27 protein-coding genes and 1 pseudogene are annotated in these 24,492 nt (G+C 63.0%); 25 read left to right on the top strand and 3 right to left on the bottom strand.

Annotated features, from left to right (window positions below; translation table 11 throughout):
• Positions 1–6: 6 nt before the first annotated feature.
• The 12 genes from rplF (at position 7) to rplQ (ending at position 8,695) form a co-directional block, all read left to right on the top strand.
• Entirely contained in the window at positions 7–540 is a 534-nt protein-coding gene (rplF, locus tag ACWIEX_RS13180) for a 50S ribosomal protein L6 (RefSeq protein WP_454033422.1), read from the top strand.
• 11 nt (positions 541–551) lie between these two features.
• On the top strand, positions 552–914 hold the full coding sequence (gene rplR, locus ACWIEX_RS13175; protein ID WP_454033421.1) for a 50S ribosomal protein L18: 363 nt from the start codon (positions 552–554) through the stop codon (positions 912–914).
• Between the two features lie 142 nt (positions 915–1,056).
• A complete protein-coding gene (rpsE, locus tag ACWIEX_RS13170; RefSeq protein ID WP_061967370.1) occupies positions 1,057–1,620 on the top strand; it encodes a 30S ribosomal protein S5 in 564 nt (187 codons plus the stop codon).
• 10 nt (positions 1,621–1,630) lie between these two features.
• Positions 1,631–1,825 (top strand): 50S ribosomal protein L30, encoded by a 195-nt coding sequence (gene rpmD / locus ACWIEX_RS13165; protein WP_061967372.1) that lies wholly within the window; start codon positions 1,631–1,633, stop codon positions 1,823–1,825.
• Positions 1,826–1,837: 12 nt separating this feature from the next.
• Positions 1,838–2,314, top strand: a complete 477-nt coding sequence (rplO, locus tag ACWIEX_RS13160) for a 50S ribosomal protein L15 (protein ID WP_061967373.1) — start codon at positions 1,838–1,840, stop codon at positions 2,312–2,314.
• A gap of 155 nt (positions 2,315–2,469) precedes the next feature.
• Entirely contained in the window at positions 2,470–3,807 is a 1,338-nt protein-coding gene (secY, locus tag ACWIEX_RS13155; protein ID WP_454033420.1) for a preprotein translocase subunit SecY, read from the top strand.
• A gap of 1 nt (position 3,808) precedes the next feature.
• Positions 3,809–4,402, top strand: coding sequence for an adenylate kinase (locus ACWIEX_RS13150; protein ID WP_061967376.1), 594 nt, complete (start codon positions 3,809–3,811; stop codon positions 4,400–4,402).
• 239 nt (positions 4,403–4,641) lie between these two features.
• Positions 4,642–5,841: an ABC transporter substrate-binding protein gene (locus tag ACWIEX_RS13145; protein ID WP_454033419.1), complete on the top strand. Its 1,200-nt coding sequence runs from the start codon at positions 4,642–4,644 to the stop codon at positions 5,839–5,841.
• 350 nt (positions 5,842–6,191) lie between these two features.
• Positions 6,192–6,560, top strand: coding sequence for a 30S ribosomal protein S13 (gene rpsM, locus ACWIEX_RS13140; protein WP_061967380.1), 369 nt, complete (start codon positions 6,192–6,194; stop codon positions 6,558–6,560).
• 114 nt (positions 6,561–6,674) lie between these two features.
• A complete protein-coding gene (gene rpsK, locus ACWIEX_RS13135) occupies positions 6,675–7,064 on the top strand; it encodes a 30S ribosomal protein S11 (protein WP_043237079.1) in 390 nt (129 codons plus the stop codon).
• 84 nt (positions 7,065–7,148) lie between these two features.
• On the top strand, positions 7,149–8,165 hold the full coding sequence (locus tag ACWIEX_RS13130; protein ID WP_061967382.1) for a DNA-directed RNA polymerase subunit alpha: 1,017 nt from the start codon (positions 7,149–7,151) through the stop codon (positions 8,163–8,165).
• Positions 8,166–8,278: 113 nt separating this feature from the next.
• The gene (rplQ, locus tag ACWIEX_RS13125; RefSeq protein ID WP_047582390.1) at positions 8,279–8,695 is read left to right on the top strand and encodes a 50S ribosomal protein L17; all 417 of its coding nucleotides are present in this window, start codon (positions 8,279–8,281) and stop codon (positions 8,693–8,695) included.
• 242 nt (positions 8,696–8,937) lie between these two features.
• Here rplQ and ACWIEX_RS13120 read toward each other — a convergent pair whose 3' ends face one another.
• Complete coding sequence (locus ACWIEX_RS13120; RefSeq protein WP_454033418.1) at positions 8,938–9,357, bottom strand: BLUF domain-containing protein; 420 nt, start codon at positions 9,355–9,357, stop codon at positions 8,938–8,940.
• Between the two features lie 147 nt (positions 9,358–9,504).
• Here ACWIEX_RS13120 and ACWIEX_RS13115 point away from each other — a divergent pair, with 147 nt between their 5' ends.
• The 3 genes and pseudogenes from ACWIEX_RS13115 to ACWIEX_RS13105 all read left to right on the top strand — a co-directional run bounded on the left by ACWIEX_RS13115 (position 9,505) and on the right by ACWIEX_RS13105 (position 12,730).
• Positions 9,505–10,941: a Do family serine endopeptidase gene (locus ACWIEX_RS13115; protein ID WP_454033417.1), complete on the top strand. Its 1,437-nt coding sequence runs from the start codon at positions 9,505–9,507 to the stop codon at positions 10,939–10,941.
• Positions 10,938–11,300 (top strand): annotated as a pseudogene (locus tag ACWIEX_RS13110) (AAA family ATPase); the annotation flags it as partial. The gene ACWIEX_RS13115 and the pseudogene ACWIEX_RS13110, both read left to right, overlap by 4 nt.
• A gap of 131 nt (positions 11,301–11,431) precedes the next feature.
• Entirely contained in the window at positions 11,432–12,730 is a 1,299-nt protein-coding gene (locus tag ACWIEX_RS13105) for a replication-associated recombination protein A (RefSeq protein WP_454033416.1), read from the top strand.
• A gap of 52 nt (positions 12,731–12,782) precedes the next feature.
• Here the strand turns inward: ACWIEX_RS13105 and ACWIEX_RS13100 are convergent, their stop codons facing one another.
• Positions 12,783–12,989 (bottom strand): helix-turn-helix domain-containing protein, encoded by a 207-nt coding sequence (locus ACWIEX_RS13100; protein ID WP_454033415.1) that lies wholly within the window; start codon positions 12,987–12,989, stop codon positions 12,783–12,785.
• A 681-nt stretch (positions 12,990–13,670) separates the two neighbouring features.
• Between ACWIEX_RS13100 and ACWIEX_RS13095 the strand changes: the two genes are divergently transcribed.
• The 4 genes from ACWIEX_RS13095 (at position 13,671) to ACWIEX_RS13080 (ending at position 16,416) form a co-directional block, all read left to right on the top strand.
• Positions 13,671–14,291 carry an HAD family hydrolase gene (locus ACWIEX_RS13095; RefSeq protein ID WP_454033414.1) on the top strand — a complete coding sequence of 207 codons (621 nt, stop codon included), beginning with the start codon at positions 13,671–13,673 and terminating at the stop codon, positions 14,289–14,291.
• On the top strand, positions 14,291–15,157 hold the full coding sequence (locus tag ACWIEX_RS13090; RefSeq protein ID WP_454033413.1) for a metallophosphoesterase: 867 nt from the start codon (positions 14,291–14,293) through the stop codon (positions 15,155–15,157). The genes ACWIEX_RS13095 and ACWIEX_RS13090 overlap by 1 nt, the downstream gene beginning before the upstream one ends.
• A 114-nt stretch (positions 15,158–15,271) precedes the next feature.
• On the top strand, positions 15,272–15,694 hold the full coding sequence (locus ACWIEX_RS13085) for an antitoxin Xre/MbcA/ParS toxin-binding domain-containing protein (protein ID WP_454033412.1): 423 nt from the start codon (positions 15,272–15,274) through the stop codon (positions 15,692–15,694).
• Positions 15,695–15,861: 167 nt separating this feature from the next.
• Complete coding sequence (locus ACWIEX_RS13080; protein ID WP_454033411.1) at positions 15,862–16,416, top strand: SIR2 family protein; 555 nt, start codon at positions 15,862–15,864, stop codon at positions 16,414–16,416.
• Between the two features lie 205 nt (positions 16,417–16,621).
• Here ACWIEX_RS13080 and ACWIEX_RS13075 read toward each other — a convergent pair whose 3' ends face one another.
• A complete protein-coding gene (locus ACWIEX_RS13075; RefSeq protein WP_454033410.1) occupies positions 16,622–17,695 on the bottom strand; it encodes a helix-turn-helix domain-containing protein in 1,074 nt (357 codons plus the stop codon).
• Positions 17,696–17,794: 99 nt separating this feature from the next.
• Between ACWIEX_RS13075 and ACWIEX_RS13070 the strand changes: the two genes are divergently transcribed.
• The 6 genes from ACWIEX_RS13070 (at position 17,795) to ACWIEX_RS13045 (ending at position 24,174) form a co-directional block, all read left to right on the top strand.
• Positions 17,795–18,889, top strand: coding sequence for a SphA family protein (locus ACWIEX_RS13070; RefSeq protein WP_454033409.1), 1,095 nt, complete (start codon positions 17,795–17,797; stop codon positions 18,887–18,889).
• Positions 18,890–18,916: 27 nt separating this feature from the next.
• Entirely contained in the window at positions 18,917–20,218 is a 1,302-nt protein-coding gene (locus tag ACWIEX_RS13065; RefSeq protein ID WP_454033408.1) for a DUF1214 domain-containing protein, read from the top strand.
• Positions 20,219–20,238: 20 nt separating this feature from the next.
• Positions 20,239–21,216: an HAD family hydrolase gene (locus ACWIEX_RS13060; RefSeq protein WP_454033407.1), complete on the top strand. Its 978-nt coding sequence runs from the start codon at positions 20,239–20,241 to the stop codon at positions 21,214–21,216.
• 64 nt (positions 21,217–21,280) lie between these two features.
• Complete coding sequence (locus ACWIEX_RS13055) at positions 21,281–22,810, top strand: DUF1254 domain-containing protein (RefSeq protein ID WP_454033406.1); 1,530 nt, start codon at positions 21,281–21,283, stop codon at positions 22,808–22,810.
• 231 nt (positions 22,811–23,041) lie between these two features.
• Complete coding sequence (locus tag ACWIEX_RS13050) at positions 23,042–23,542, top strand: peptidase associated/transthyretin-like domain-containing protein (protein WP_454033405.1); 501 nt, start codon at positions 23,042–23,044, stop codon at positions 23,540–23,542.
• Between the two features lie 14 nt (positions 23,543–23,556).
• The gene (locus tag ACWIEX_RS13045) at positions 23,557–24,174 is read left to right on the top strand and encodes a ferric reductase-like transmembrane domain-containing protein (protein WP_454033404.1); all 618 of its coding nucleotides are present in this window, start codon (positions 23,557–23,559) and stop codon (positions 24,172–24,174) included.
• The last annotated feature ends 318 nt before the right edge of the window (positions 24,175–24,492 follow it).

Below are 24,492 nucleotides of genomic sequence, written 5' to 3'. Positions count from 1 at the left end.
ATCCAAATGTCTCGTATCGGTAAGAAGCCGGTTTCGGTTCCCGCGGGCGTCACCGCCTCGGTCACCGGCCAGCTGGTCAAGATCAAGGGCTCGAAGGGCGAGCTCTCCTTCACGGTTCCCGAGGACGTCTCGGTTGCCATGGAGGACGGTGCGATCGCGGTTCAGCCGCGCTCGCAGTCGAAGCGCGCCCGTGCGCTCTGGGGCACCTCGCGTGCCCGCATCAACAACCTCGTGATCGGCACCACCGCCGGTTTCGAGAAGCGCCTCGAGATCAACGGCGTCGGCTATCGCGCCGCCGTGAACGGCAAGGTGCTGAAGCTGTCGCTCGGCTACAGCCACGACATCGACTACGAAATCCCGGCCGGTGTCGCGATCACGACGCCGAAGCCGACGGAGATCGTCGTCGTCGGCATCGACAAGCAGGTCGTCGGCCAGACCGCCGCGGAAATCCGCGACTATCGCGGCCCCGAGCCCTACAAGGGCAAGGGCGTCAAGTACGCCGGCGAATTCATCTTCCGCAAGGAAGGCAAGAAGAAGTAAGGACGCCAGCCATGAGCAAGCAGAACGATGTGACTGCGCGCCGCAAGGCCCGCGTCCGCCGCGCGATCAAGGCGGTTGCCAATGGTCGCCCGCGCCTGTCGGTGCATCGCACCGGCAAGCAGATCTACGCCCAGGTCATCGACGATGTGAACGGGGTCACCCTCGCTTCCGCGTCGTCGCGGGACAAGGATGTGCGCGAGCAGATCAAGTCCGGCGCGAACGTCGAAGCCGCCACGCAGATCGGCAAGATCGTCGCCGAGCGCGCGGTCAAGGCCGGCGTGACGGATGTGGTCTTCGACCGTGGCCCGTACATGTACCATGGCCGCGTCAAGGCGCTGGCCGATGCAGCCCGCGAGGGCGGCCTCAGCTTCTGAGGTTATCGGGTTTCGCCCGGCAAGGCGTTTCGCGCCGGCCGGGCGGCATCCATTTTAGGCTTCCCCGCGCAATGACGCACGGGGTTAGGCTCGAGCGAGCGGCGGGGCTTCGATCCTCGTCCGCGCAAGTAAGAGGACAGACATGGCTAGAGAGCCGCGTGAGCGTAGGGACCGGGAAGCGGAAGTTTCCGAGTTCGTGGACAAGCTCGTCCACATCAACCGCGTCGCCAAGGTGGTGAAGGGCGGGCGTCGCTTCGGCTTCGCCGCACTCGTCGTCGTCGGCGACCAGAAGGGCCGCGTCGGCTTCGGCCACGGCAAGGCCCGTGAAGTTCCCGAGGCGATCCGCAAGGCGACGGAAGCTGCCAAGCGCGGCCTCGTCCGCATCCCGCTGCGCGAGGGCCGCACCCTCCATCACGACGTGCAGGGCCGCCATGGCGCCGGCAAGGTCGTGCTGCGTGCGGCTCCGGCCGGTACCGGCATCATCGCCGGTGGCCCGATGCGCGCCGTCTTCGAGGCGGTTGGCATGCAGGACGTCGTGTCGAAGTCGCTCGGCTCCTCCAACCCGTACAACCTCGTGCGCGCCACCTTCGACGCGCTGAAGAACGAAGACAGCCCGCGTTCGGTCGCGGCGCGTCGTTCGCTCAAGGTTTCGGCCCTGCAGACCCGTCGCCGCGATGCCGGCACGGATGCGGCCGCGGAAGCGTGAGGGGGACATCATGGCAAAGGCTGAGAAGACCTTCACCATCGAGCAGATCGGTTCGCCGATCCGCCGCGAGGCCACCCAGCGCCAGACCCTGATCGGTCTCGGCCTGAACAAGATCCGCCGCCGCTCGACCCTCCAGGACACCCCCGCGGTGCGTGGCATGGTCGAGAAGGTCAAGCACCTCGTCCGCGTCGTCGACGCGAAGTGAGGAGGGCGTCACATGAAACTCAATGATATCCGTGACAACGAAGGCGCTCTGAAGCAGCGCATGCGCGTCGGCCGTGGCATTGGCTCCGGCAAGGGCAAGACCGGTGGTCGCGGCGTGAAGGGTCAGACCTCGCGCGCCGGCGTCGCCATCAAGGGCTTCGAAGGCGGCCAGATGCCGCTGTATCGTCGCCTGCCGAAGCGCGGTTTCCACAACCTGTTCGCCAAGGATCTGAACGAGGTGAACCTCGGCCGCATCCAGCAGGCGGTGGAAGCCGGCAAGCTCGACGCCAAGGGCGCTGTCACCATCGAGGCGCTCGTCGCCGCCGGTGTCATCACCCGCCAGGCCAAGGACGGCGTCAAGATCCTCGGCGTCGGCGAGCTCAAGACCAAGCTCGCTTTCGAGGTCTACGGCGCGTCCAAGTCGGCCGTGGCTGCAATCGAGAAGGCTGGCGGTTCGGTCAAGATTCTGGCTGCCGCTTCACAGGCGTGACACGAACGCCTACATGACGTTTGCGAACGGCGGCCGGGCCCAGCGCCTCGGCCGCCGTTTGACTGTTTGACGCAAGGCACGAATCCGCAGACAGCACCACGCGTGCGTTGGCAGATGTGCTTCAACGATCAGTTTGAGACCCAGGGACCGGACGCATGGCATCGGCGGCTGAACAGCTTGCGGCGAACCTCAATTTCGGGGCCTTCGCCAAGGCGGATGAACTCAAGAAGCGAATCTGGTTCACGCTGGGCGCGCTGGTCATCTACCGGCTCGGTACCTACATCCCGCTGCCGGGTATGAACCCGGACGCGGTGGCCGACCTGTTCCGCCAGACCCAGTCCGGCATGCTCGGCATGTTCAACATGTTCTCGGGCGGTGCGGTCGGGCGTCTCGCGATCTTCGCGCTGGCGATCATGCCCTATATCTCGGCCTCGATCATCGTGCAGCTCCTGTCGAGCGTCGTGCCGAGCTTCGAGGCGCTGAAGAAGGAAGGCGAGCAGGGCCGCAAGACCCTGAACCAGTACACCCGCTACCTGACCCTGGTGCTGGCCGTGTTCCAGGCCTATGCGATCGGTGTGGGTCTCCAGGGTTCGGGTAACCTCGTGCTCGAGCCGGGTCCGTTCTTCCTGCTCTCGACCACGATCACGCTCGTCGGCGGCACGATGTTCCTGCTCTGGCTGGGTGAGCAGATCACCAGCCGCGGCATCGGCAACGGCACCTCGATGATCATCTTCGCGGGCATCATCGCCGAGTTCCCCTCGCAGCTCGCCCAGACCTTCGAACTCGGCCGCCAGGGCGCGATCTCCACCGGGCTGCTGCTCGGCGTGCTCGTGATGGCGATCTGCGTCATCGCTTTCTGCGTGTTCATGGAGCGCGCCCAGCGCCGCCTGCTGATCAACTATCCGAAGCGCCAGGTCGGCAACCGCATGTATGAGGGCCAGACCTCGTTCCTGCCGCTGAAGCTCAACACCTCGGGCGTTATCCCGCCGATCTTCGCCTCGTCGCTGCTGCTGCTGCCGACGACCGTCGCCAGCTTCTCGCAGGCCTCGGGTGGTACCGGCTTCCTGTCGCTGATGGCGACCTATCTGGCCCATGGCCGGCCGCTGTTCATGATCCTCTATGCGGCGCTGATCATCTTCTTCTGCTTCTTCTACACCGCGATCGTGTTCAACCCGGTCGAGACGGCGGACAATCTCAAGAAGCATGGCGGCTTCATGCCGGGCATCCGCCCGGGCGAGCGGACCGCGGAGCATATCGATCGCATCCTCACCCGCATCACTGTTCTCGGCGCAGGATATTTGACGATTGTCTGCCTTATCCCCGAGTTCATGATCACCTATGCTCAGATCCCGATCATCCTGCTGGGTGGCACCTCGCTGCTCATCGTGGTGACCACGACGATGGACACCGTGGCGCAAGTTCACGGGCACCTGCTGGCCCATCAGTACGAAGGGCTGGTCAAGAAGGCCAAGTTGCGAGGAGCGCGGAGATAAGATGCGGTTGATTTTCCTGGGGCCGCCGGGGGCGGGTAAGGGCACTCAGGCGGCGCGCATCGTCGCGAAGCACGGCATTCCGCAACTCTCGACCGGCGACATGCTGCGCGCGGCCGTCGCCGCCGGCACGCCGGTTGGCCAGAAGGCCAAGGCCGTGATGGATGCGGGCGGGCTGGTCTCGGACGAGATCGTCATCGGCATCGTCGCCGACCGCATCGAAGAGGCGGATGCCAGGAAGGGCTTCATCCTCGACGGCTTCCCGCGGACGCTGGCGCAGGCCGAGGCGCTGGACAAGATGCTCGACGGCAAGGGGCTGAAGCTCGACGCCGTGCTCGAGCTCCGGGTCGACCAGACCAAGCTCGTCGACCGCATCGTCCGCCGCGCCGAGGAGGCGAGGGCGGCCGGGCAGCCGGTACGCAAGGACGACGATCCGGAGGTCTTCAAGACCCGGCTCGAAGCCTATAATCGTGATACCGCGGTGGTTGCACCCTATTACGACAAGCGCGGCCAACTGACGGCGATCGACGGCATGCAGCCGATCGATGACGTCTCGCGGGCGATCAGCGACGCGCTTTCGGTGGCGGCGCAGGGCTGAGCGCTCTTCGGCGGAAACAAGTTCGAACCCGGGCGGACCTTGCGGTCTGCCCGGGTTTTTCGTTCTCGCGGTGCACTTTTGCGGGACTGCCTTTGCCGTTTCTCGCTCCGCCGGTGCGTTGACAGGCTTACCCCCGGCGGATGTGCTGAGACCCAATCCGCGCGAAGCGGTGGCAAGCATCCGTCGACCGGAAGGCGAAGCTGCTTTCTCGGTTCGGATTCAGGACAGGGAGCAGGCGCATGACAAGGTTTGGAGCGTTGCTGGTCGCGAGCACGCTGGCGATGATGCCGGCGGCGGCACGGGCGCAGGATGCGGTGAAGATCGGCATCCTCAACGACCAGTCGGGCAACTATGCCGAATTCGGCGGTCTCGGCTCGGTCGAGGCTGCGAAGATGGCGATCGAGGATTTCGGCGGCTCGGTGCTGGGCAAGCCGATCGAGATCGTCGCGGCCGATCATCAGAACAAGCCGGATATCGCCGTCGGGCTGGCCCGGCGCTGGTATGATGTGGACGGCGTCACCGTGATCGCGGACCTCACCAACTCCGCCGTTGCACTGGGGGTGGCCGGCATCGCCAAGGAAAAGCAGAAGATCGCGCTCTATAACGGCCCGGCGACGACGCGGCTGTTCAACGAGGATTGCTCGCCGACCGGCTTCATGTGGACTTTCGACACGGCGACCTCGGCCAAGGGCACGGCGCTGTCGGTCCTGCGCGAGGGCGGCGACAGCTGGTACATCATCGCCGCCGACTATGCCTTCGGCCATCAGCTCACCGCCGATATCGAGTCGATCGTGAAGGCCAATGGCGGCAAGACGCTGGGCACGGTGCGCGCCCCGTTGGGGACGCCGGACTTCTCCTCTTTCCTGCTGCAGGCCCAGGCCTCCAAGGCCAAGATCGTCGCCTTCGCCAATGCCGGCACGGACACGATCAACTCGATCAAGCAGGCCGGCGAGTTCGGCCTGGTCGATGGCGGCCAGAAGCTCGCGGCGATGGTCGTGGTGCTGAGCGACGTCCATGGGCTCGGCCTCGACAAGGCCAAGGGGCTGATCACCACCACCGCCTACTACCATGATGCCGACAAGCCGAGCCGCGATTTCGCCGACCGCTACATGGCGAAGACCAAGAAGATGCCGGGCATGATCCAGGCCAGCGTCTATTCCTCGGTGCTGCACTATCTCAAGGCGGTGAAGGCGGCCGGTACGGCAGCGGGCCCTGCGGTCGCGGCGAAGATGAAGGAGATGCCGGTCGACGATTTCTACGCACCCGGCGCCAAGATCCGCGAGGATGGCCGGCTGATGAACGACATGCTGCTGGTCGAGGTGAAGAAGCCCGCCGATTCGAAGGCGCCGTGGGATTACTTCAAGGTCGTCCGCAAGATCCCGGCGGCCGAGATCATCGCGCCGCTCTCTGAGAGCAAGTGCAGCCTAGTGAAGAAGTGAGGGTTCTCGCTTGAGTCCGTCGTTCCGGGCGCGGTTCCGCCGCTTGCCTGGAATGACGGGGCCCTTATATAGCAATCGCGGCTACTGCCTTGACCTCGCAGCGCTTCGGCCACTTCGCCGGCCTTGGCATGTTTCTTGGTTGCGACGGGGTTGACTCGTTGCGGCCAACCCGTTAACGAGCCGCAATCCGGTTTCATGGGAGCGATGCCGTTGCCTTCGCGAGAAGGGACGACGTCGCATTATCGCGTGGAGCCGTTCAACGTCCTGCATGAGCCGGCCTCCACCGGACGCGGGATTTTCCCCACCGCCGGGGTGCCATCGGGTGCTTCGGCCGACATGGAGATGAGACCATGGCTCGTATCGCGGGCGTCAACATTCCCACCGGCAAGCGCGTCGTCATCGGCCTGCAGTACATCCACGGCATTGGCGCGTCCAAGGCCCAGGAGATCTGCGAGAAGGTCGGCATCGCCGCCGAGCGCCGCGTCAACCAGCTGACCGACGCCGAAGTCCTGCAGATCCGCGAGACGATCGACCGCGACTACCTCGTCGAGGGCGATCTGCGCCGCGAAGTCTCGATGAACATCAAGCGCCTGATGGACCTCGGCTGCTATCGCGGCCTGCGTCATCGCCGCTCGCTGCCGGTCCGCGGTCAGCGCACGCACACCAATGCCCGCACCCGCAAGGGCAAGGCGAAGCCGATCGCCGGCAAGAAGAAGTGATCTCAGTGGGCCGCTAGTCGGCCCGCTGTCTATACGCCGGCCGGTCCGCTCACGGGCCGCCGGCATCCCCAGCGCCTGGCATGACGGGCGCGCCTGAAGGATGAAAGAAGAGATATGGCCAAGGAAGCCCAGCGCGTCCGTCGTCGCGAACGCAAGAACATCGTCTCCGGCGTCGCGCATGTGAACGCCTCGTTCAACAACACCATGATCACCATCACCGACGCGCAGGGCAACACGATCTCGTGGTCGTCGGCCGGCACGATGGGCTTCAAGGGCTCGCGCAAGTCGACCCCCTATGCCGCCCAGGTCGCCGCCGAGGACGCCGCCCGCAAGGCTGCCGAGCATGGCATGCGCACCCTCGAGGTCGAGGTGACCGGTCCGGGTTCGGGCCGCGAGTCGGCTCTTCGCGCTCTCCAGGCCGCGGGCTTCACCGTGACCTCGATCCGCGACGTCACGCCGATCCCGCACAATGGCTGCCGCCCGCGCAAGCGTCGTCGCGTCTGACCATTGCATGAGGCGCCCGCAAGGGCGGGCGCCTGTCCGGGGCGGCGGTGGCCGCCAGATGAATTCAGCACCAGGAGTGCGGTCGTGATCAGCAAGAACTGGCAGGATCTTTCCAAGCCGAACAAGCTCGAAGTGAAGGTCGGAGACGACCCGAAGCGTCAGGCGACTGTGGTTGCGCGTCCGCTCGAGCGCGGCTTCGGCATGACGCTCGGCAATGCGCTCCGTCGCGTGCTGCTGTCGTCGCTCCAGGGCGCGGCCGTGACCGCCGTCCAGATCGACGGCGTCCTCCACGAGTTCTCCTCGATTCCGGGCGTCCGTGAGGACGTCACCGACATCGTCCTCAACATCAAGGCCATTGCGGTCAAGATGCAGGGCGAGGGTCCGAAGCGCATGACGCTCCGCAAGTCCGGCCCGGGCACCGTCACCGCCGGCGACATCAACACCATCGGCGACGTGGCGATCCTGAACCCCGACCTCGTGCTCTGCACGCTGGACGACGGGGCCGAGATCCGCATGGAGTTCACGGTCAACACCGGCAAGGGCTATGTCCCGGCCGAGCAGAACCGTCCCGAGGACGCGCCGATCGGCCTGATCCCGGTCGACAGCCTGTACTCGCCGGTCAAGAAGGTCTCCTACCGCGTCGAGAACACCCGTGAGGGCCAGAACCTCGACAAGGACTCGCTGACGCTGGCGATCGAGACCAACGGCTCGGTCACCCCCGAGGACGCGCTGGCGCTCGCCGCCCGCATCCTGCAGGACCAGCTCGCGGTGTTCATCACCTTCGAGGAGCCGCGCAAGGAAGAGGCCGTCTCGACCGCTCCGCAGCTGCCCTTCAACCCGGCGCTGCTCAAGAAGGTCGACGAGCTGGAGCTCTCGGTCCGCTCGGCCAACTGCCTCAAGAACGACAACATCGTCTATATCGGCGACCTCATCCAGAAGTCCGAGGGCGAGATGCTGCGCACCCCGAACTTCGGCCGCAAGTCGCTGAACGAGATCAAGGAAGTGCTCGCCACCATGGGCCTGCACCTGGGCATGGACGTCCAGGGCTGGCCGCCGGAGAACATCGAAGAGCTCGCGAAGCGCTTCGAAGAGCACTACTGAGCTTGACGGCGCGGGAGGCATCCCGCGCCAACCCCGCCCGGCCATTTCCGGCCGGAGCATAACGAACGGCCGTACCGTGGCACGGCGGCCGTAAGCAACGAAGGAGCCAAACAATGCGTCACGGTTTCCGCGGCCGTCGTTTCAACCGCTCGGCCGAGCACCGCCAGGCGATGTTCGCCAACATGGCCCAGGCCCTGATCAAGCACGAGCAGATCACCACCACGCTGCCGAAGGCCAAGGACCTGCGCCCGGTCGTCGAGAAGCTCGTCACCCTCGGCAAGCGCGGCGACCTGCACGCCCGCCGTCAGGCGATCGCGCAGATCAAGGATGTCGAGCTGGTCGGCAAGCTCTTCGCGGTCCTCGGCCCGCGCTACAAGGAGCGCAACGGCGGCTATCTCCGCATCATGAAGGCGGGCTTCCGCTTCGGCGACAACGCCCCGATGGCGATCATCGAGTTCGTCGATCGCGACGTCGACGCCAAGGGCAAGGATTCCGGCCCGGTCTTCACGGCGGAAGACGAAGCCGCCTGATCGGCTTCCTCTGACTGAATTGGAAAAGGCGGTCCTTCGGGGCCGCCTTTTTCTTTGGCCGGGTCAGGACGCTCTTTTAGAGCCGTTTTGGACCTGACTGAACAGTCAGGTCGTCATTGCGAGGAGCGAAGCGACAAAGCAATCCAGGAGGACTGGGCTGAACTGTTCAACCCAGTTCTCCTGGATTGCTTCGCTGCGCTCGCAATGACGGTTCAGCCGGGGACGGGTCGTTTACGAGAGCTTCAGCCCGGCCGCCCGGCGAGCTGGCCTGCGAGGTCGACGAGGGTTTCCAGTGGCTGGACGTGAAGGTCGCTCTCCGGGGTCACGCCATACAGGCCGAAGATGAAGCTGGTGGTCTCGTCTCGCGCGGCGATGCCCATAGCCCAACCAGCGAAGGAGCGGGTGGCGATCGGTTCTTCCACGAGCAGTTGAAAGGCCGCATGGCGCGGGTCCATCACGATCCGGCCATAGGTTTCCGTCACGTTGTCGCGCGGCCCTTCCAGCACCTGCGCGATGGCCTTGTCTGTCGCCAACAGGAAGCCGGTGATGCCGTTCTGGTCGTTGAAGCGGCGGGCACTCGTCAGAATCCTGTCCAGCTCCGCGCGGCGATTGGCGTCGACGAGCCGGCTCTCGCTGGCGTACACAAGCCGAATCAGGCTCATCCTGCTCTTCCTATCCGGCCATGAAAGGCCATATCGGGTTGGGGGATGCCGCTGCGGGAACCGCACGGCGTTACATGGGTATAGCGGGTGCCACGCCTGAACGGAAAACTCCGCGCCGGCGCTTTTTGTTTCTGAACGAGGACGAGCATGATCCACCGCCCCGCACCCTATCGGAAGACCCTGGCCGCGGCTGCCCTGGCGGGCGCTCTGCTGGCCGGCGTGGCGCCGTGGCCGGCGCTCGCCCAGCAGCGGCAGGTGCCTGAGACCCGGGAGCAGGTGACGCTCTCCTTCGCGCCGCTGGTCAAGCAGACGCAGGCCGCTGTCGTGAACGTCTACGGCGCGCGCGTCGAGAAGCGCCCGCAGAACCCCTTCATGGACGATCCGTTCTTCCGCCGCTTCTTCGGCGATGGCGGCTTCGGCGTGCCGCGTGAGCGGGTGCAGCGCTCGCTCGGCTCCGGCGTGATCGTCGATGCCGGCGCCGGCCTCGTGGTGACGAACAACCACGTCATCGAGAACATGAGCGAAGTGAAGGTCGCCTTCGCCGACAAGCGCGAGGTCGAGGCCACGATCCTGCTGCGCGATCCGCGCACCGATCTTGCCGTGCTCAAGCTCGCCAATGCCAAGAACCTGACCGCGATCGATCTTGCCGATACCGACGAACTCCAGGTCGGTGACATCGTGCTCGCGATGGGCAACCCCTTCGGCGTCGGCCAGACGGTGACGCAGGGCATCGTCTCGGCGCTGGCGCGCACCCAGATCGGCGTCGGCGATGCGCAGTCCTTCATCCAGACCGATGCGGCGATCAATCCCGGTAATTCGGGCGGGGCACTGATCGACATGAAGGGCCGCGTCGTCGGCATCAACACCGCGATCTATTCGCGCTCCGGTGGCAGCGTCGGCATCGGCTTCGCCATTCCCTCGGCGATGGTGCGCCTCGTCGTCGACAGCGCCAAGGCCGGCGTCAAGACGGTCAAGCGGCCGTGGTTCGGCGCGCGGCTGCAGAGTCTCACGGCCGAGGTCGCCGATGGGCTTGGGCTCGACCGGCCGGCCGGCTCGGTCGTCGCCAGCGTCGTCGACAAGGGGCCGGCCGACCAGGCCGGCCTGAAGCGCTCGGACGTCATCCTCTCGGTCGACGGCGTCAATGTCGACGATCCCGAATCCTTCGGTTACCGCTTCGCCACCCGGCCGATCGGCGGGACGACGATGCTCAGCGTGCTGCGCGGCGGCAAGCGCATCTCGATCCCCGTGAAGCTCATCGCTGCGCCCGAGACCCGGCCGCGCGATATGGTCAAGCTGACCAGCCGCTCGCCGCTCGCCGGCCTGACCGTCGGGAACATGTCGCCGGCGCTGGCCGAGGAACTCTCGATCGACACCGGCAACGAGGGCGTTGTCGTCAGCGAGGTCGAGGAGGGCAGCACCGCGGCCAATGTCGGCTTCCAGAAGGGCGATCTGATCAAGGCGCTGAACGGCGAGCAGATGACCACGTCGCGCGAGGTCGAGACGATCCTCAAGGATCGCAGGCGTGCCTGGGAGGTGACGATCATCCGCAACGGCCAGACGATCACCTCGGTCTTTCCGGGGTGAGCGACCTGTTTGCAGCCTCGGGGCTGGACAAGTCCGGCCCGCGGCCGCTCGCCGACCGGTTGCGGCCGACGACGCTCGCCGAAGTCGCCGGCCAGGAGCACCTGACCGGGCCGGACGGCGCGCTGACGCGGCTCGTCGCCTCCGGCACGATCGGCAGCCTGATTTTCTGGGGGCCGCCGGGCACCGGCAAGACGACGGTGGCGCGGCTGCTCGCCGGGCTGGTCGATCTCGGCTTCGAGCAGATCAGCGCGATCTTCTCCGGCGTGGCCGATCTCAAGAAGGTGTTCGAGGCGGCGCGGGGGCGCCGGCTGGGCGGCCGGGGCACGCTGCTCTTCGTCGACGAGATCCATCGCCTCAGCCTCTTACCAGCGAAATGAAACTCTATCTTATGTATCAGTAGGTTGCGCTAGATTATATACCGAAAGGCTGTACTCGACAGCCCCACCTCAGGCTTTGAGTATATGCCTCGAAACGGAACGGTTGGTTGTCCATGAACACGTCGCTTTTCGAGGACGCAGCTCCGCGTCCTCTCGCAGAGGTCCTACGTCCGCAGCGGCTGGCCGATGTGATCGGTCAAGACCACCTGCTTGGCCCGGACGGTCCGATCAGCAGGATGATCGCATCCAACAGGCTGTCCTCCTTCATCCTGTGGGGACCGCCTGGGACGGGCAAGACGACAATCGCAAGGCTTGTCGCCAAGGAAGTGGGGCTGGATTTCATCCAGCTGTCGGCTGTCCTTTCCGGCGTTGCCGATCTGCGTAAGGTGATCGATGCGGCCAAGCAATTAAGGGCCGGTGCAGGTCGCCAGACAGCGGTATTCGTCGACGAACTGCACCGCTTCAACCGGGTCACCCAGGACGCCCTGCTGCCCCATGTTGAAGACGGCACGATCACGCTTATCGGCGCAACCACCGAGAATCCCAGCTTCAGCATGGTTGCGGCCCTTCTCTCAAGGGCGAAGGTCTACACACTGAAGCGTTTCAGCCCGGAGGACTTGGCGAAGCTGGCCGAGCGCGCCGAAACGCATATGGGCAAGAGGCTGCCGCTGAACGAAACAGCTCGAGACGCTCTTTTCAATATGGCGGATGGCGACGGGCGCTACCTTCTCGGCCTTTGCGAGGAGCTGTTTTCCCTGCCGGGCGGAACGGTGCTCGACGTACCGGCTCTGGCCGAGACCGTGCAGAAGCGAGCACCTGTCTATGACAAAGGCCAGGAGGAGCACTACAACCTGCTCAGCTGCTTTCACAAAAGCCTGAGAGGGAGTGATGTCCAAGCGGCCCTCTATTGGGCAGCGCGGATGATGGTCGGGGGTGAGGATCCGGGAACCATATTTCGGCGGCTGGCATGCGCAGCATCGGAAGATGTTGGGATGGCTGATCCTCAAGCGATGCCCCAGGTGATCGCGGCGTGGGACGCTTTTGAGAGAGTTGGCTGGCCGGAGGGGCGCTTGTTTATGGCGCAGGCCGTCACATACGTGGCCACGGCGCCGAAGTCGAACGCTTCTTATGCAGGGTTCAATGCTGCACTTGCGTTGGCCCAGCAAACAGGCTCCCTGCCACCCCCCAAGCATATTCTCAATGCTCCAACCAAGCTCATGAAAGAGCTAGGTTACCATGCAGGTTATAAGTACGATCACGACTTTCCAGATGCGTTCTCCGGTCAGGAGTTCTTGCCGGACGAACTAGCGGTGGTCGATCGGCCCACCTTCTATGAGCCGAATGAACGAGGCTTCGAACGGGAAGTTAAGAAGCGGCTTGAATTTTGGGCGCGGAGCAAAGTCGCCCGATAGAACAAAACCGCCTGTTCTCATTTCCGCGTTTTGAGGTGGTCACCCTGGGCAGTTAATCTCTCAGGAGCTCCGCAATTTTTACATTAAGCGCTCTAGCCGCTCGATCTAACGTGGTAATCGTCGGATTGCGAACGCCGCGTTCCAGGCCACTCACGTAGGTCTGCTCAACCCCCATACGGACTGCAACTTCCTCCTGAGAAAGCTCTGCCGCCGTGCGGATTCTCCGCACGTTTTTTGCCACGATCCGCCGAACGTCCATGGCCTGAACGAAGCGGACTGTGCATTTCGTCGCTAGGCATTATAGTGTCTAAATCAAATGCGACGAGCGATTGTGACGGCGGTTTGCAGTGAACAACGAACGATACGTGCTCAAGGATTTTGCGGGCCTGACATTCGATGTCTCCATCGAATGGCTGGAGCCAACGAAATCGAGTTTCGAACTCCTGATAAGCGCCAAGGGCGCTCGCGCCGACCGAGATCGGTGGCAGCGTGCGTTTCAGCGATGGTGTGACCTCCACGGCCAAAGACCGGAGGTCATCCGCGGAAATGTACGTACTAATAGGACGGCCGCTCGAACCATCTTTCTTTGCGCTCCGTCTCTCTCGGGGTTCCTGTTCCAATGGATGGGCAGCGAGTGGCGGCGACATGCTCTCGAAGAGGAAGTCCCTCCATCAGAAATCCAAGCCTGGGAGATTGCTGCGCTGAGAGAGCAGGTTGCGAACCTCAGTGATGGTTTGCGACTACGCACGAACGGCTCGACAAGTGGAAAGCTGGTCCCGAGTCGAAGCCGTCAGCGCACATATAGCTCTCGCTTGACCGCTTTCTCCCGGATGTAGGGGGCGGATATGCACGAAGCTCGCCCGTGCCGTCGTGTAGGAACCGAGATCGTGATTCTGACCGAGAACAGCCTGGCGGTGCTGGCGGTGCCGGGAGGAGCGTGATGAGCATCATTCGCGCGGTTTGTTTCGACGCATTCGGGACGATCGTCGAGATCACAGACAAGCGCCGGCCCTTTCGGGCACTGCAGGGGGAGCAGCCCGGTGTCACTGGACCGAGTGATCCTCTGATTAAGCCGCTTTCGCTACGTGAGATCGCAATCTCGGTTGGCGAAGCGCGGTTGGTTGAACTCGAAGCTGACCTTGCGGCGGAATGCAACTCGATACGGATGAGGAAAGGCATGGATCTTGTCTGGGCTCTGCTACGCAGCGTCGATCTGAAGATCGGCGTTTGTTCGAATCTCGCCGCCCCCTATGAGCGGCCGCTGCTCGCCTGTCTCCCCGGCATCCCTGATGCGCTGGTCCTGTCTTTCGAAGTTGGTTTCATCAAGCCACAGCCGGAGATCTTCCGGCTCGTGTGTCAGAGGCTCGGTCTTGCGGCCGAGCAGATCTTGTTCGTCGGCGACGATCTCAAGGCCGATGTTTTAGGGCCAAGGACAATCGGCATGCACGCGATAAGCATTTCCAGCTTCGAAGCTGCTGTCAGCGGCGACAAGGCGCATGACCGAGTAGCCGAAGAGCAGTTGTCAACTCAGGTCCGCGGCTTGCTCGGACGGCTACACTGATGCGTCTGCTTATAATTTCCGATCTTCACCTTGAATTCGGGCCGTTCGAATTTCCAGCGCCGATGCCGGAGTTCGATGTGGCGGTGTTCGCGGGCGACATAGGGCAGCCGATTGTCGGGGCACTGAGGTGGATGGCTACCCGGCGCGAGACCGGACCGCTCCGGGGACGACCTATTGTGTACGTCGCCGGCAACCATGAATTCTACAAGAGCGAGATGAAAGCCAACCTGGCTGAAGCCAGTCGGCTGGCGGATGAGACCGGTATCCACCTGTTGCACCGGCAGGCGATTCTTGTTGAGGAGGTTCGCTTCGTCGGATGTACGCTGTGGACGGACTACCGGCTGCTCGGAACGCCCAAGCCCTCGATGGTCGTGGCAGGCCAAGAGCTAAACGATCATCGCCTGATCCGGTATCGCGAGGAAAGCGGCCACTACAGCCGGTTCATGCCGTGGCATGCTGCAGCGGAGCACAGGCTCGACGTAGCGTTCATTCGCAGCGAGCTCGCTAGGGACCACCACGGGCCAACGGTTGTGGTGACACACCATGCTCCCCACCCGCGATCTGTTCAGCCGCGACACCAGGGAAGCGCGCTTTCGCCGGCGTTCGTGTCGGACCTCAGCGCCCTGATCGAGGATTTCCAACCAGAGCTCTGGATCCACGGTCATGATCACGGCTCACATGACTACCGCCTGGGCAGAACACGCATCTTTGCAAATCAGGCCGGCTATCCGAACCTCCACGGGGATCGGGAAAATCACGGCTTTGATCCGCAATGCGTCATTGAAGTCGCAAGGCGTCGGGACGATCCCGCGCTCGGTCGGGAAGGCAATGCCGGATCGGCGCTCATTCCGCCGCAGAAATCCTGAAACGAAGGAGCTCTCCCTGAAAGGGCGAGGCCCAGGAAGTCTGGCAGGAGCTCGATCACGAGCTGGATGAGAGCGACGAGCGCGTTTCACGCCGGAGTGACGATGGAGCGGCAAATGATGACTTATGATCGCGCTTTTAGGTCAAAGAGCCCGGCCGAGCGGGCGGGAGTGAGCGGCCCGGGACTTCGTACTTTCGCGAACCTCGCCGCGCTCTGGCACCTGACCGAGGTGGAGGCAGCATGCGCGATCGGTGCGCCCTCCCGCGCTCCGTACTGCGAATGGGTTGAGGCGGCCCGTGACCACAAAGACCTTATCCTTGAGATGGACGTTCTCCTGCATATCTCCGCGATCTTAGGCATCTATGCCTCCTTACGTACTCTCTACGGATCGGACATTGAGGTGCTCGGCTGGTTGCGGAGCCGCAATCTCGGAAATCCATTTGGCGGACGTCCGCCGCTCGATCTGATTCTCGGAGGCGACTTCGAAGAGCAGATGCAGCTTCGCAGCTACTTGGCGGCGATCTGCGCTGGCAACTAGCCGAGGAACGGTTCGGAGCCCTTTCGTCCAGCAGATGTTGAGGCCAAGAAAGCTAGTCGAGGACAAAAAAACCAAAAATTTCCCTGCGGAAGGCGCGTTGCGGATTTGGTTTCGAGGCCAATGCGGGGATAGCGAATTCAGAGCCTTCGGATCCAAAACAACGTGTCATGAGGCTTTCCCGGGACGAGGAAGGTCGACCATCAATGGTCACCACAAATTTCGACACCTTGTTTGAGCGCGCCCTGTCTCGATCGCGGGACCGGACGGTTGCGACGGAAGCGAGTACGGCCGGTCAAAACATCCCTGCGCCTGGGACAGAACGCTTTCACGGAATTATTCATCTTCATGGGCGCCTCGCGGACGCTTCTCTAAAGCTTCTCATATTGACCAGCGGCCAATATGATGAGGCGTATTTGCGGGCCGGTTGGGCGGCCCGCTTCTTTTTCGATTTAGCGCGCTGTCGAACATTCGTTTTGGTCGGATATTCGGCTGATGATGCGCCCGTCCGATATATTCTCAATGTCCTCGAAGCGGATCGGACACGTTTTACCGATCTAGAACAGTCTATGGGCTCGATAAGGTCAGACGACGAGGGAACGGCCGCCGCTCGGTGGGAAGCTCTCGCGGTTGACGGCGGAGGAGCGCGGCTACGCGCCGTTGCGGTGGAGAACAACAGATTCTCGCCACCGGTGACGAGGGCCTTACGCGAAGCGATTCCGTGAGGAGAATGCGATGTTCGAGACTGGCCTTTCGCAGACTCTAGTACCGTCCGCTTTGCGGCAGTTCAGCTCAAGCCTAGCGGCGAGACTGGACTTGGCCCTTTGCTGACTCGTGGAACGTCCGCTTTCCGGCAATCCAGTTCGTGCGCCGAAGCCACGGCCGAAGCTGGCCCATTCCGGACTTCGCGGACGTCCGCTTTCCGGTATCCTATCCAGGCAGATGTGCGCAGCCGAGGTTCTTCATCAGCGAATTGAAATCACCCTGCCGATCCACGGTCGCCAAGGAGTGGACATGCACGCCAAGGTACCGCGCATCCTTCGGCGAGTAACCGTACTGACGGCGGAATGCGCGCCCGAATTCGTCTGGTGACGAGAACCCAAACTCATATGCAATCTCGGAGATCTTTTTTTCCGCTCCGAGGTCGGCAAGGCTCGCGTGTGCAGCGGCCAGACGCTGCACCCTAATTTCCTTGGCGACGCCGCCGTCTTCCTCGAACAGCCGGTAAAGCTGAGTCCGGGACATGCCGAGCGCTTTCCCGACCTCGTCCGGCGATAGCTCGGCAGAACGCATTCGCGAGCGGATATAGCGCTTGGCGCGTTCCCGCATGGTCATGGCGAGCTGCGCTCTCGCGGCCTCGATTGAATCTTGGGTTGGAGCAAGACAGCTCGTGATCATGTTCTCGCATGCCTGGGCGATCTGACGGAAGGCGCGATCGTCGAGCGTTGGTAGCCTTGCCTCCAGGAGCAGAAGGTAATCGGCAAGCAGGCCGAACACACCTCCCGACGCAGACGTCCCGTTCAGCGCATCAATCGTCCCGGCAAGATGCGGGTAGGCATCCCTTGGCACGTAGAGAATGAGAAGCTCGACCCGAGAGCAGTGACCTGAAAATGGTCTCGTCAGTGATCGGACGCTGAGCTCGCCCGGTCGGCTGTTCATGATGAAGTCGCCGGTTCGGCTCACAGCCGATCCTTGCTTATTCAGAGTCAGCATCCAGTGATCGACGCCGTTCCGCCGCAATTCTCGCGGCCGGACCTCATAGTCCATCGCATCGAACTGTTCGGACGACAGAACCAGATTGCCGAGGTTGAACGCTCTCAGATTAGCGTCGTACCCCGTGCCGGAAGGAACATCCGCTGGGCGGGAAACCTCCGTGATTGAATCGATGGCCGAACACCACAGATCAAACTGTTGGCCCAACGGATGCTCACAGGTCGAGAAGACGAGGTCCGCTTTGCGGGCATTGGACGCCTGCGCCGTGGGTAAGGGCTCCATTCCCGACATAAAGCCCCCCTGTCGCCCGCCCATTTCCTTGCGACGTGGGACGAATTGGCGTGTTTTGGGATGCTTTCACGATACCCTTGGCCGCGCAAGCTTTCTAAGATGCCTTCGGCGGGGTTCACGCTGATACGGAAGAATTGCCTACCCGACGGATCGAATGCCATGAACTCAGGTCCCTTAAGCTTCCGCCTGAAGTGGATGCGCGCTCTCGCCAGCTTCAAGTCGATCGCCCTGGGCATGGCACTGGCGCTCTCAGGGACGTTTTCAGCAGCGAACGCGACGGAAGGCGGCGCGAGCCTCTACCTGCCCGGATTCCACGGTCCGATGGCCGGTTATCTTCCACCGCCGGGATTCTATTTCGAGACCGACCTCTACAGCTATTCCGGGCGGACCTCAGCCCGCATCCGTACCCAGATCGGCGGTGCCGTCCTCGGAAATGTCCGCGTTGAGGCCAGAGCCGGCTTCCTGACTCCGACCTGGGTCCTGCCGGTCGATATATTCGGCGGCAACCTCGCCATCGGCGCCTCGCTGCCGGTCGGCGTGCCGCGCGTTAGTGCTGGAGTTGTCGTGTCATCGCCCCGCTTGGGGCGCACGATCGGCATCAGCGAGCGGGACGCGACCTTCAATATCGGTGATCCGATCGTGTCTGCGGTCCTGGGCTGGCACGCGGACAAGTTCCACTGGGCGACGGCCGCTGCCGTCAGCATCCCCGCCGGTGCTTACCAGGAGGGCGAGCTCTCCAATCTCGCGTTCAATCGTTGGATCGGTGACGTCTCGGCCTCACTGACCTATCTCGACCCTGCAATCGGCCTCGATATCTCGACGACCCTCGGGTTCGAGATCAACGGCAGGAATAACGCGACCGACTACAAGAGCGGCAATGCTTTCCACGCAGACCTCGCGGTGACGAAAAACCTGACGAAGGAGTGGTCGATTGGCCTGCTCGTCGGTCACTACCAGCAGATCATCGATGACAGCGGTGGCGACGTTCTCGTCGGATCGCATAAGGGGCGCGTGACGGCCGTCGGAGGCAGTATCGGCTATAATTTCGAGGTTGGCGGCGTTCCGATCGCAGCTCGCCTGAAGGTCATGCGCGAGGTCGAGGTTGCCAACCGCGCCCAGGGGACAATGGGGCTCTTGAGCATTGCCTTTCCTCTCTGGACGCCACCGAAGACCGGGAAGTCCGGTTCGATCTAGCGATTGCCAGCATGGCGGAGGTTTGAGATGCGCAGGTTGATCATCGCAGCAATGCTCGTCCTGTCGACGGCAGCATCCGCCCAGGCTCCTCGCCCGACCGATGAGGACATCAGCGAGGCCTACGTCTACCTCCTTGGACGGCTTCTCGTCGCCCGACAGCAACAGCTCGACTTCAAGGAAGGGTTCAAGTGGAACGAGATCATCCATCGCAAGCCCGGTGCGGTGGACTGGCCCAATCCGAATCTCGACGTGGCGTACTCCGAAGCATGGGTGGCGGCTGACGAAAACAGTTGCACCATCGTCACCGTTCCCAAGGTAGAGGGCCGCTACTACACCGTCCATTTCCTGAACGGGTGGGGCGAGACGGTTGCCAACATCAACGAGCGCCTGTTTCCCAAACGGCCCTTCGGCGAGTTCGCGGCCTGCTATCGTGATTCCAAGGTCGACCTTCCCGCCGGCGTGACCCGGATCAATCTACCGGTGAAGTCCTCACGCGTTCTCGCGCGCATCGAGCTGGGCTCCGACCCGGATGCGGCGATCGCTTTGCAGCACCAGTTCAAGCTTCGCGCGACCGGAACGCCCACTCCCGCGGAGATCGCCAAGACGATCATGTTCGAGCCCGAAGCGCTGCCCGGCGCGGAGGCTTTCGACAGTGCCAATGCGGCCCTCGATAGCGAGGCGGATCTCAGCGTCGGGTTGGAAACCCTCCAGGCGAAGGCACGATCGATAGCCGCGGCGATCAAGGATCCGGCCGAGCGCCAGCGCGTCGATCAGGTGATCCGAACCAAAGCCTTCGCGACGATCGCCAAGGCGGGCGAGATACTCGGCCACGGCACAGCCCTTAACGGCTGGGCCCGCCCGGGCGTCGTCGGTGAATACGGTCTCGATTATGTCGCACGGGCATTGATCAACAACGGCGGTATCTGGGCCAACATCAAGCCCGAAGTGTTGTATTATCGGGGAAGCAGGGACCACGGCGGCAACGAGCTCAATGGCGATAACGTTTATACGTTGACCTTCCCAAAGGACCAGTTGCCCGCCCAGTACGCCACGTACTTCTGGTCGGTCATCGCGGTCGACAGCCATCGCTTCCGCGTGCTTCCCAACCCCCTGAACCGGTTCCTCATCAACAATCAATCGAAGCTTCAGTACGGTCCGGATGGCTCGCTGACGCTGTACTTCGCCGATCAGAAGCCCGCAGACGCTCCCGACGGGAATTGGCTGCCGACCCCGAAGGCGAGCAAGTATCGTCTCACCTTTCGCTTCTATCGACCGACCGAGGGCGTAGCGAACGGAACCTACTTCCCGCCGGCTGTGATCAAGCGCTAGCCAGGGCCTCGGAGGAGACCATGAAGGTCCGTCGTCTCTTCGCCGCAGTCCTCCTCGCCACGGCGACCTTTACGGTCGCCAGCGTGGTTCAGGCCGACCCACTCCCATCGTGGAACGATACTGCGACGAAACACGCGATCATCGGTTTCGTGGCGAAGGTCACCCAGACCGGCGGCAGCGATTTCGTGCCGCTGGAGCAGCGGATCGCGGTCTTCGACATGGACGGCACTCTTGTTCCCGAGAAACCTTACCCGCCCGCGTTGGTGCCGGTGCTGGTCGACATCAAGGAAGCAGTGCGTCGCACGTCCATGCTGGGCGAGAAGCCGGGAGTGGTCGCTCTGCTCAAGGGCGACCATGCGGCCCTGCACGCGCTCGGCGAGGCCGGTATCAACGACCTGATCGCCGCGACGACTGATGGCAAGACCAGTGAGGAGGTCGTGGAGAACGTCCGGACCTCGCTCGCCCAGGCCAGGAGCGAGAAGTTCGGCGTGCCTTATCTCCAGGCGGTCTACCAGCCGATGCGGGAGCTGCTCGCCCATCTGACCGCGAACGGCTTCACGGTCTGGATTTGCAGCGGTAGCCCGCTCCTGATCACCCGCGAGGTCACGAGCGAGATGTTCGGCATTCCGCGGGAACGCGTCATGGGAAGCACCGTCCGGACCAAGTTCGAAGAGCGCAACGGCAAGACCGTCCTGGCATTTACCGGCAGCGTGGAGCATTTCAACGACGGCGAGGGTAAGCCCGTCACCATAAACCGGGTGATCGGGAAGCGGCCGCTGTTGGTCGGCGGCAATGAGGGCGGACGCGGCGACATCGCTATGATGCGCTGGTCGAAAGACCGTGACGGACCAAGCTTCCAGCTCCTGATCAATCACGACGACGCAGAGCGCGAGTTCGCCTACGCCGAGTTGGACAGCTACTCGCTGAATGCCGCAGCCAAGTACGGCTTCCAGGTCGTCAGCATCAAGAACGACTGGAAGACGATCGTCGGGCGGTGACGCTGGAGCGCGCATCGACGCGACCCGCGAAGCTGCTTAGCTTGGACTGAAATGGGAGGATATCATGAGTGAGCAAAACGGATCCGGGCTCGATCGACGCAGCCTGTTGCTGACGGGGGCGACGCTTGCAGCCGCCTCGGCCCTCATGACCAACGCGCCATCCGTCGCGCACGCTCAAACCTTGTCGCTCACCCCGCCGCAACCAATCCCGCTGTCACCGGGTTGGGGGCGCGCACTGCCGCCCGGTCCCGATGTCCGAGTGAAGATTACGGAAGCCTATGCCGCCCATGTGGCGCGCGACGCCTTCTTCTGGGCTTGGCCGTTGGTGAACATGTACAATCGCCGCCTGGCGTTCTCGAAGATGACTGAGAACCGGTACAGCGGCCCCCTCCTTGAGGCACCGCTCAACCGCCTCACTATGCTGATGGACTATGTCAATCCGGAAGAGCGCAATGTCGCTTGCCCGAACCAGGACGTTGTTTATGGCCTGGGCCTGCTTGCGCTCGATGTTTCACCGGTAGTGATCCAGGTTCCGGATTTTGGCGACCGTTTCTGGGTCTACCAGATCGTCGATCTCCGCACGGACAGTTTCGTGCAGCTCGGAAAGATGTACGGAACTACGCCGGGCTTTTACCTGCTGGTTGGCCCGAACTGGCAGGGCAGTGTTCCCAATGGGATCACGCAGGTGTTTCGCGCCTCGACGCAAACGGCGCTTGCCGCCCCCCGGATCTTCCAGGATGACACCCCCGACGATAAGCGGGCGATCCAGAAGGTGCTGACCGGGATCGTGATGTATCCTCTTGCGGAATACGACGGCCGAATGAAAACGATGGAGTGGAGCACACTGCCCAAAGTGCCCGGCGCCCCGCATGGCGAGGAGGAAACGCGGTGGGTGTTCCCCGAAAAGTTTTTCGATGAGCTGCCGACAGTGCTCGCCGACGCGCCTCCGCTTCCCGGCGAAGAAGCACGCTACGCACAAGTGCTTGCCGTGCTCGCTGCAGCGAAGGATCAGCCGAGCCTGAAACAGGCCATGATCGCGGCCGCAAAGGATGCCGAGGAGAAGCTCGTCAATCCGCTGTTTCAATTCAGGAACTACGGGCAGCAATTGCCGCACCATTGGAGCACGATCTCCAATGAATCCGCGTTTGGAACGGATTATTTTACGCGCACGGCGGTTGCGAAGTCGAACATCATGGTCAATTCGCCAAACGAGACGAAGTATTTTTACCAAGATCTCGATGCGTCCGGAGCGCGGCTCAACAGCACCAACCGATACACCGTTACGTTCCCGAAAGGCAGCACGCCTCCCGTCAACGGGTTTTGGTCACTCTCGATCTACAACGAACATCATTTCTTCATTGCCAACCCGATCAATCGCTTTTCGGTCGGCACGAAGAACAAGGACCTCAGGCTCGCAGCCGATGGCTCGCTGACGATCTTCGTCCAGCCCGATGCGCCAACGGACCCTGTGCAGCGCGCCAACTGGCTGCCCGCACCAAAGGGCGATTTCTCGCTTTATATTCGGGCCTACTGGCCGAAAGCTCAGGTGACTGAGGGCTCCTGGGCGCCTCCAGAGGTTCTGAAGGCAGCCTAAGGTTCGATCGATGCCCGATACGCCCTGGTCACGCACAGACCGCTGAGCCCTTAGCGCGGCCATGTCCTGCCGACGGCCAGATAGAAGGATATTCTGCCGGCAGCGGTTCTCACGAAGCCGTGTACCCTGTTGGCCGACAAGATTTCCTCCAAAAGCTTCAGTAAGCTCCGACAAGCTGGGAAGCTCGTCGTCTTGGCCGGCGGGGGTTAACTTTGATCATTGGAGCACGCGATGCGGTCCATTTCGATGACACGCCGCGGCCTGGTCGCTGGAGGCACCGCGTTAGGTGCGGCAGCGCTGACAGAGGGCGCGCCGGCAATCATTCGGCCGGCGCTGGCACAAAGCCTGGCGCCGACCAACTCGATGCGCGGCGGCGCCAATAATTACCGCCCCGGCGCGCCGATCGTGCAGCGCATTGGCAATGGCGGCTTCTTGATGTCCGGGACAGTGCGCCGGGCCGGAGACGGCGCTCCACTCCCCGCTATCCGCATCCAGATCTGGGCCCACACTACGGAGGGCTACGAGACCGATGCGCGTAGCCACGGTGCAACGCTAACCGACGCCAACGGCGTTTTTCGTCTCGAGATGCCGCAGATCATCCCGGCCTTCGGGCAGGCGCATGGCCATCTCGCCTATGACGACGCCGCCTTCAAGGCCGTATTCCTCCGCCCGGTGATGCAGAGTTCCAAAGACAAGAGCCTGAAGGCCGACTTCGTGCTCCAGTCGGTGTGACCCGCATCGCGTGGATGAGGGCCGCCCTGATCTGGGCCGTGGTCGCGGGCGCGATCATCGTATCGCTCGCCGGCGCTGCGACGAGCCCGCTGCTCGCCTGGCGAGGCCCCATCTATGTCGTGGCCGGTTTCGCCGGCGTCGTGGCGCTGGCACTCGTTCTGCTCCAGCCCTTGCTGGCGGCCGGATACCTGCCGGGGCTCCCAGTCCCGCGCGGGCGTCAAGCGCATCGCTGGGTCGGCGCCGCACTCGTCGCGGCAGTCATCATTCACATCGTGGGGCTTTGGCTGACCAGTCCGCCCGACGTCGTCGACGCACTTCTCTTCGACTCGCCAACGCCGTTTTCGGCCTGGGGGGTCGTTGCCATGTGGGCCACCTTCGCCGCGGCACTGCTCGCTGCGCTGCGCCGCCCGCTGCGCATCAAGCCGCAGCTCTGGCGTCTCGGCCATACCGTGCTCGTCCTGTTGGTCGTGCTATGTGGAATCGTTCACGCGCTGCTGATCGACGGGACGATGGGAGACGTCTCCAAGCTCGTGCTTTGCGCGCTCGTCGTCGCGGCAACCGGGGTCGCGCTGTTTAATCTTCGAACTTGGATGCTTCTGACACGGCGCAAGTCGCAGGATCGGCGCCCATGATCGTTGCGGCTCTCAGCTAGCCCGCCTAAGGCCCGCGCCTTTCCGCCCCATCCCTCGCGTTCGCGACGGCGCAAGGGCCCAGGCGATGAGGGTTTCAGTCGCCGTGGATCGGACGCTGACAACTGAGAAATGGCGTTCCAACACGTCCGTTTTCAGGCAAGGTCTCAACGTCAGCTGTTGGCGCGTACGTGACGTCTCAGAGCTGACACACCCGAACAGTTCGCGTTGGCGATGATCCAGGGCCTAGTTGGCTATCAATTTAAACGTAGAGGGGCATCAGTGACATGCATAGGGCGCTGGATACAGCTAAATCGAAAT

Source organism: Allobosea sp. NPDC055353, from assembly GCF_053644975.1.
The sequence above is the reverse complement of the archived record's forward strand: the minus strand, read 5'-3'. Positions and strand labels throughout refer to the sequence as shown.

Excerpts from the sequence above, each read along its gene's own strand:
- rplF (WP_454033422.1), top strand. The coding sequence starts at position 7 with ATGTCTCGTATCGGTAAGAAGCCGGTTTCGGTTCCCGCGGGCGTCACC.
- rplR (WP_454033421.1), top strand. The coding sequence starts at position 552 with ATGAGCAAGCAGAACGATGTGACTGCGCGCCGCAAGGCCCGCGTCCGC.
- rpsE (WP_061967370.1), top strand. The coding sequence starts at position 1,057 with ATGGCTAGAGAGCCGCGTGAGCGTAGGGACCGGGAAGCGGAAGTTTCC.
- rpmD (WP_061967372.1), top strand. The coding sequence starts at position 1,631 with ATGGCAAAGGCTGAGAAGACCTTCACCATCGAGCAGATCGGTTCGCCG.
- rplO (WP_061967373.1), top strand. The coding sequence starts at position 1,838 with ATGAAACTCAATGATATCCGTGACAACGAAGGCGCTCTGAAGCAGCGC.
- secY (WP_454033420.1), top strand. The coding sequence starts at position 2,470 with ATGGCATCGGCGGCTGAACAGCTTGCGGCGAACCTCAATTTCGGGGCC.
- ACWIEX_RS13150 (WP_061967376.1), top strand. The coding sequence starts at position 3,809 with ATGCGGTTGATTTTCCTGGGGCCGCCGGGGGCGGGTAAGGGCACTCAG.
- ACWIEX_RS13145 (WP_454033419.1), top strand. The coding sequence starts at position 4,642 with ATGACAAGGTTTGGAGCGTTGCTGGTCGCGAGCACGCTGGCGATGATG.
- rpsM (WP_061967380.1), top strand. The coding sequence starts at position 6,192 with ATGGCTCGTATCGCGGGCGTCAACATTCCCACCGGCAAGCGCGTCGTC.
- rpsK (WP_043237079.1), top strand. The coding sequence starts at position 6,675 with ATGGCCAAGGAAGCCCAGCGCGTCCGTCGTCGCGAACGCAAGAACATC.
- rplQ (WP_047582390.1), top strand. The coding sequence starts at position 8,279 with ATGCGTCACGGTTTCCGCGGCCGTCGTTTCAACCGCTCGGCCGAGCAC.
- ACWIEX_RS13120 (WP_454033418.1), bottom strand. The coding sequence starts at position 9,357 with ATGAGCCTGATTCGGCTTGTGTACGCCAGCGAGAGCCGGCTCGTCGAC.
- ACWIEX_RS13115 (WP_454033417.1), top strand. The coding sequence starts at position 9,505 with ATGATCCACCGCCCCGCACCCTATCGGAAGACCCTGGCCGCGGCTGCC.
- ACWIEX_RS13105 (WP_454033416.1), top strand. The coding sequence starts at position 11,432 with ATGAACACGTCGCTTTTCGAGGACGCAGCTCCGCGTCCTCTCGCAGAG.
- ACWIEX_RS13100 (WP_454033415.1), bottom strand. The coding sequence starts at position 12,989 with ATGGACGTTCGGCGGATCGTGGCAAAAAACGTGCGGAGAATCCGCACG.
- ACWIEX_RS13095 (WP_454033414.1), top strand. The coding sequence starts at position 13,671 with ATGAGCATCATTCGCGCGGTTTGTTTCGACGCATTCGGGACGATCGTC.
- ACWIEX_RS13090 (WP_454033413.1), top strand. The coding sequence starts at position 14,291 with ATGCGTCTGCTTATAATTTCCGATCTTCACCTTGAATTCGGGCCGTTC.
- ACWIEX_RS13085 (WP_454033412.1), top strand. The coding sequence starts at position 15,272 with ATGATGACTTATGATCGCGCTTTTAGGTCAAAGAGCCCGGCCGAGCGG.
- ACWIEX_RS13080 (WP_454033411.1), top strand. The coding sequence starts at position 15,862 with ATGAGGCTTTCCCGGGACGAGGAAGGTCGACCATCAATGGTCACCACA.
- ACWIEX_RS13075 (WP_454033410.1), bottom strand. The coding sequence starts at position 17,695 with ATGTCGGGAATGGAGCCCTTACCCACGGCGCAGGCGTCCAATGCCCGC.
- ACWIEX_RS13070 (WP_454033409.1), top strand. The coding sequence starts at position 17,795 with ATGCCTTCGGCGGGGTTCACGCTGATACGGAAGAATTGCCTACCCGAC.
- ACWIEX_RS13065 (WP_454033408.1), top strand. The coding sequence starts at position 18,917 with ATGCGCAGGTTGATCATCGCAGCAATGCTCGTCCTGTCGACGGCAGCA.
- ACWIEX_RS13060 (WP_454033407.1), top strand. The coding sequence starts at position 20,239 with ATGAAGGTCCGTCGTCTCTTCGCCGCAGTCCTCCTCGCCACGGCGACC.
- ACWIEX_RS13055 (WP_454033406.1), top strand. The coding sequence starts at position 21,281 with ATGAGTGAGCAAAACGGATCCGGGCTCGATCGACGCAGCCTGTTGCTG.
- ACWIEX_RS13050 (WP_454033405.1), top strand. The coding sequence starts at position 23,042 with ATGCGGTCCATTTCGATGACACGCCGCGGCCTGGTCGCTGGAGGCACC.
- ACWIEX_RS13045 (WP_454033404.1), top strand. The coding sequence starts at position 23,557 with ATGAGGGCCGCCCTGATCTGGGCCGTGGTCGCGGGCGCGATCATCGTA.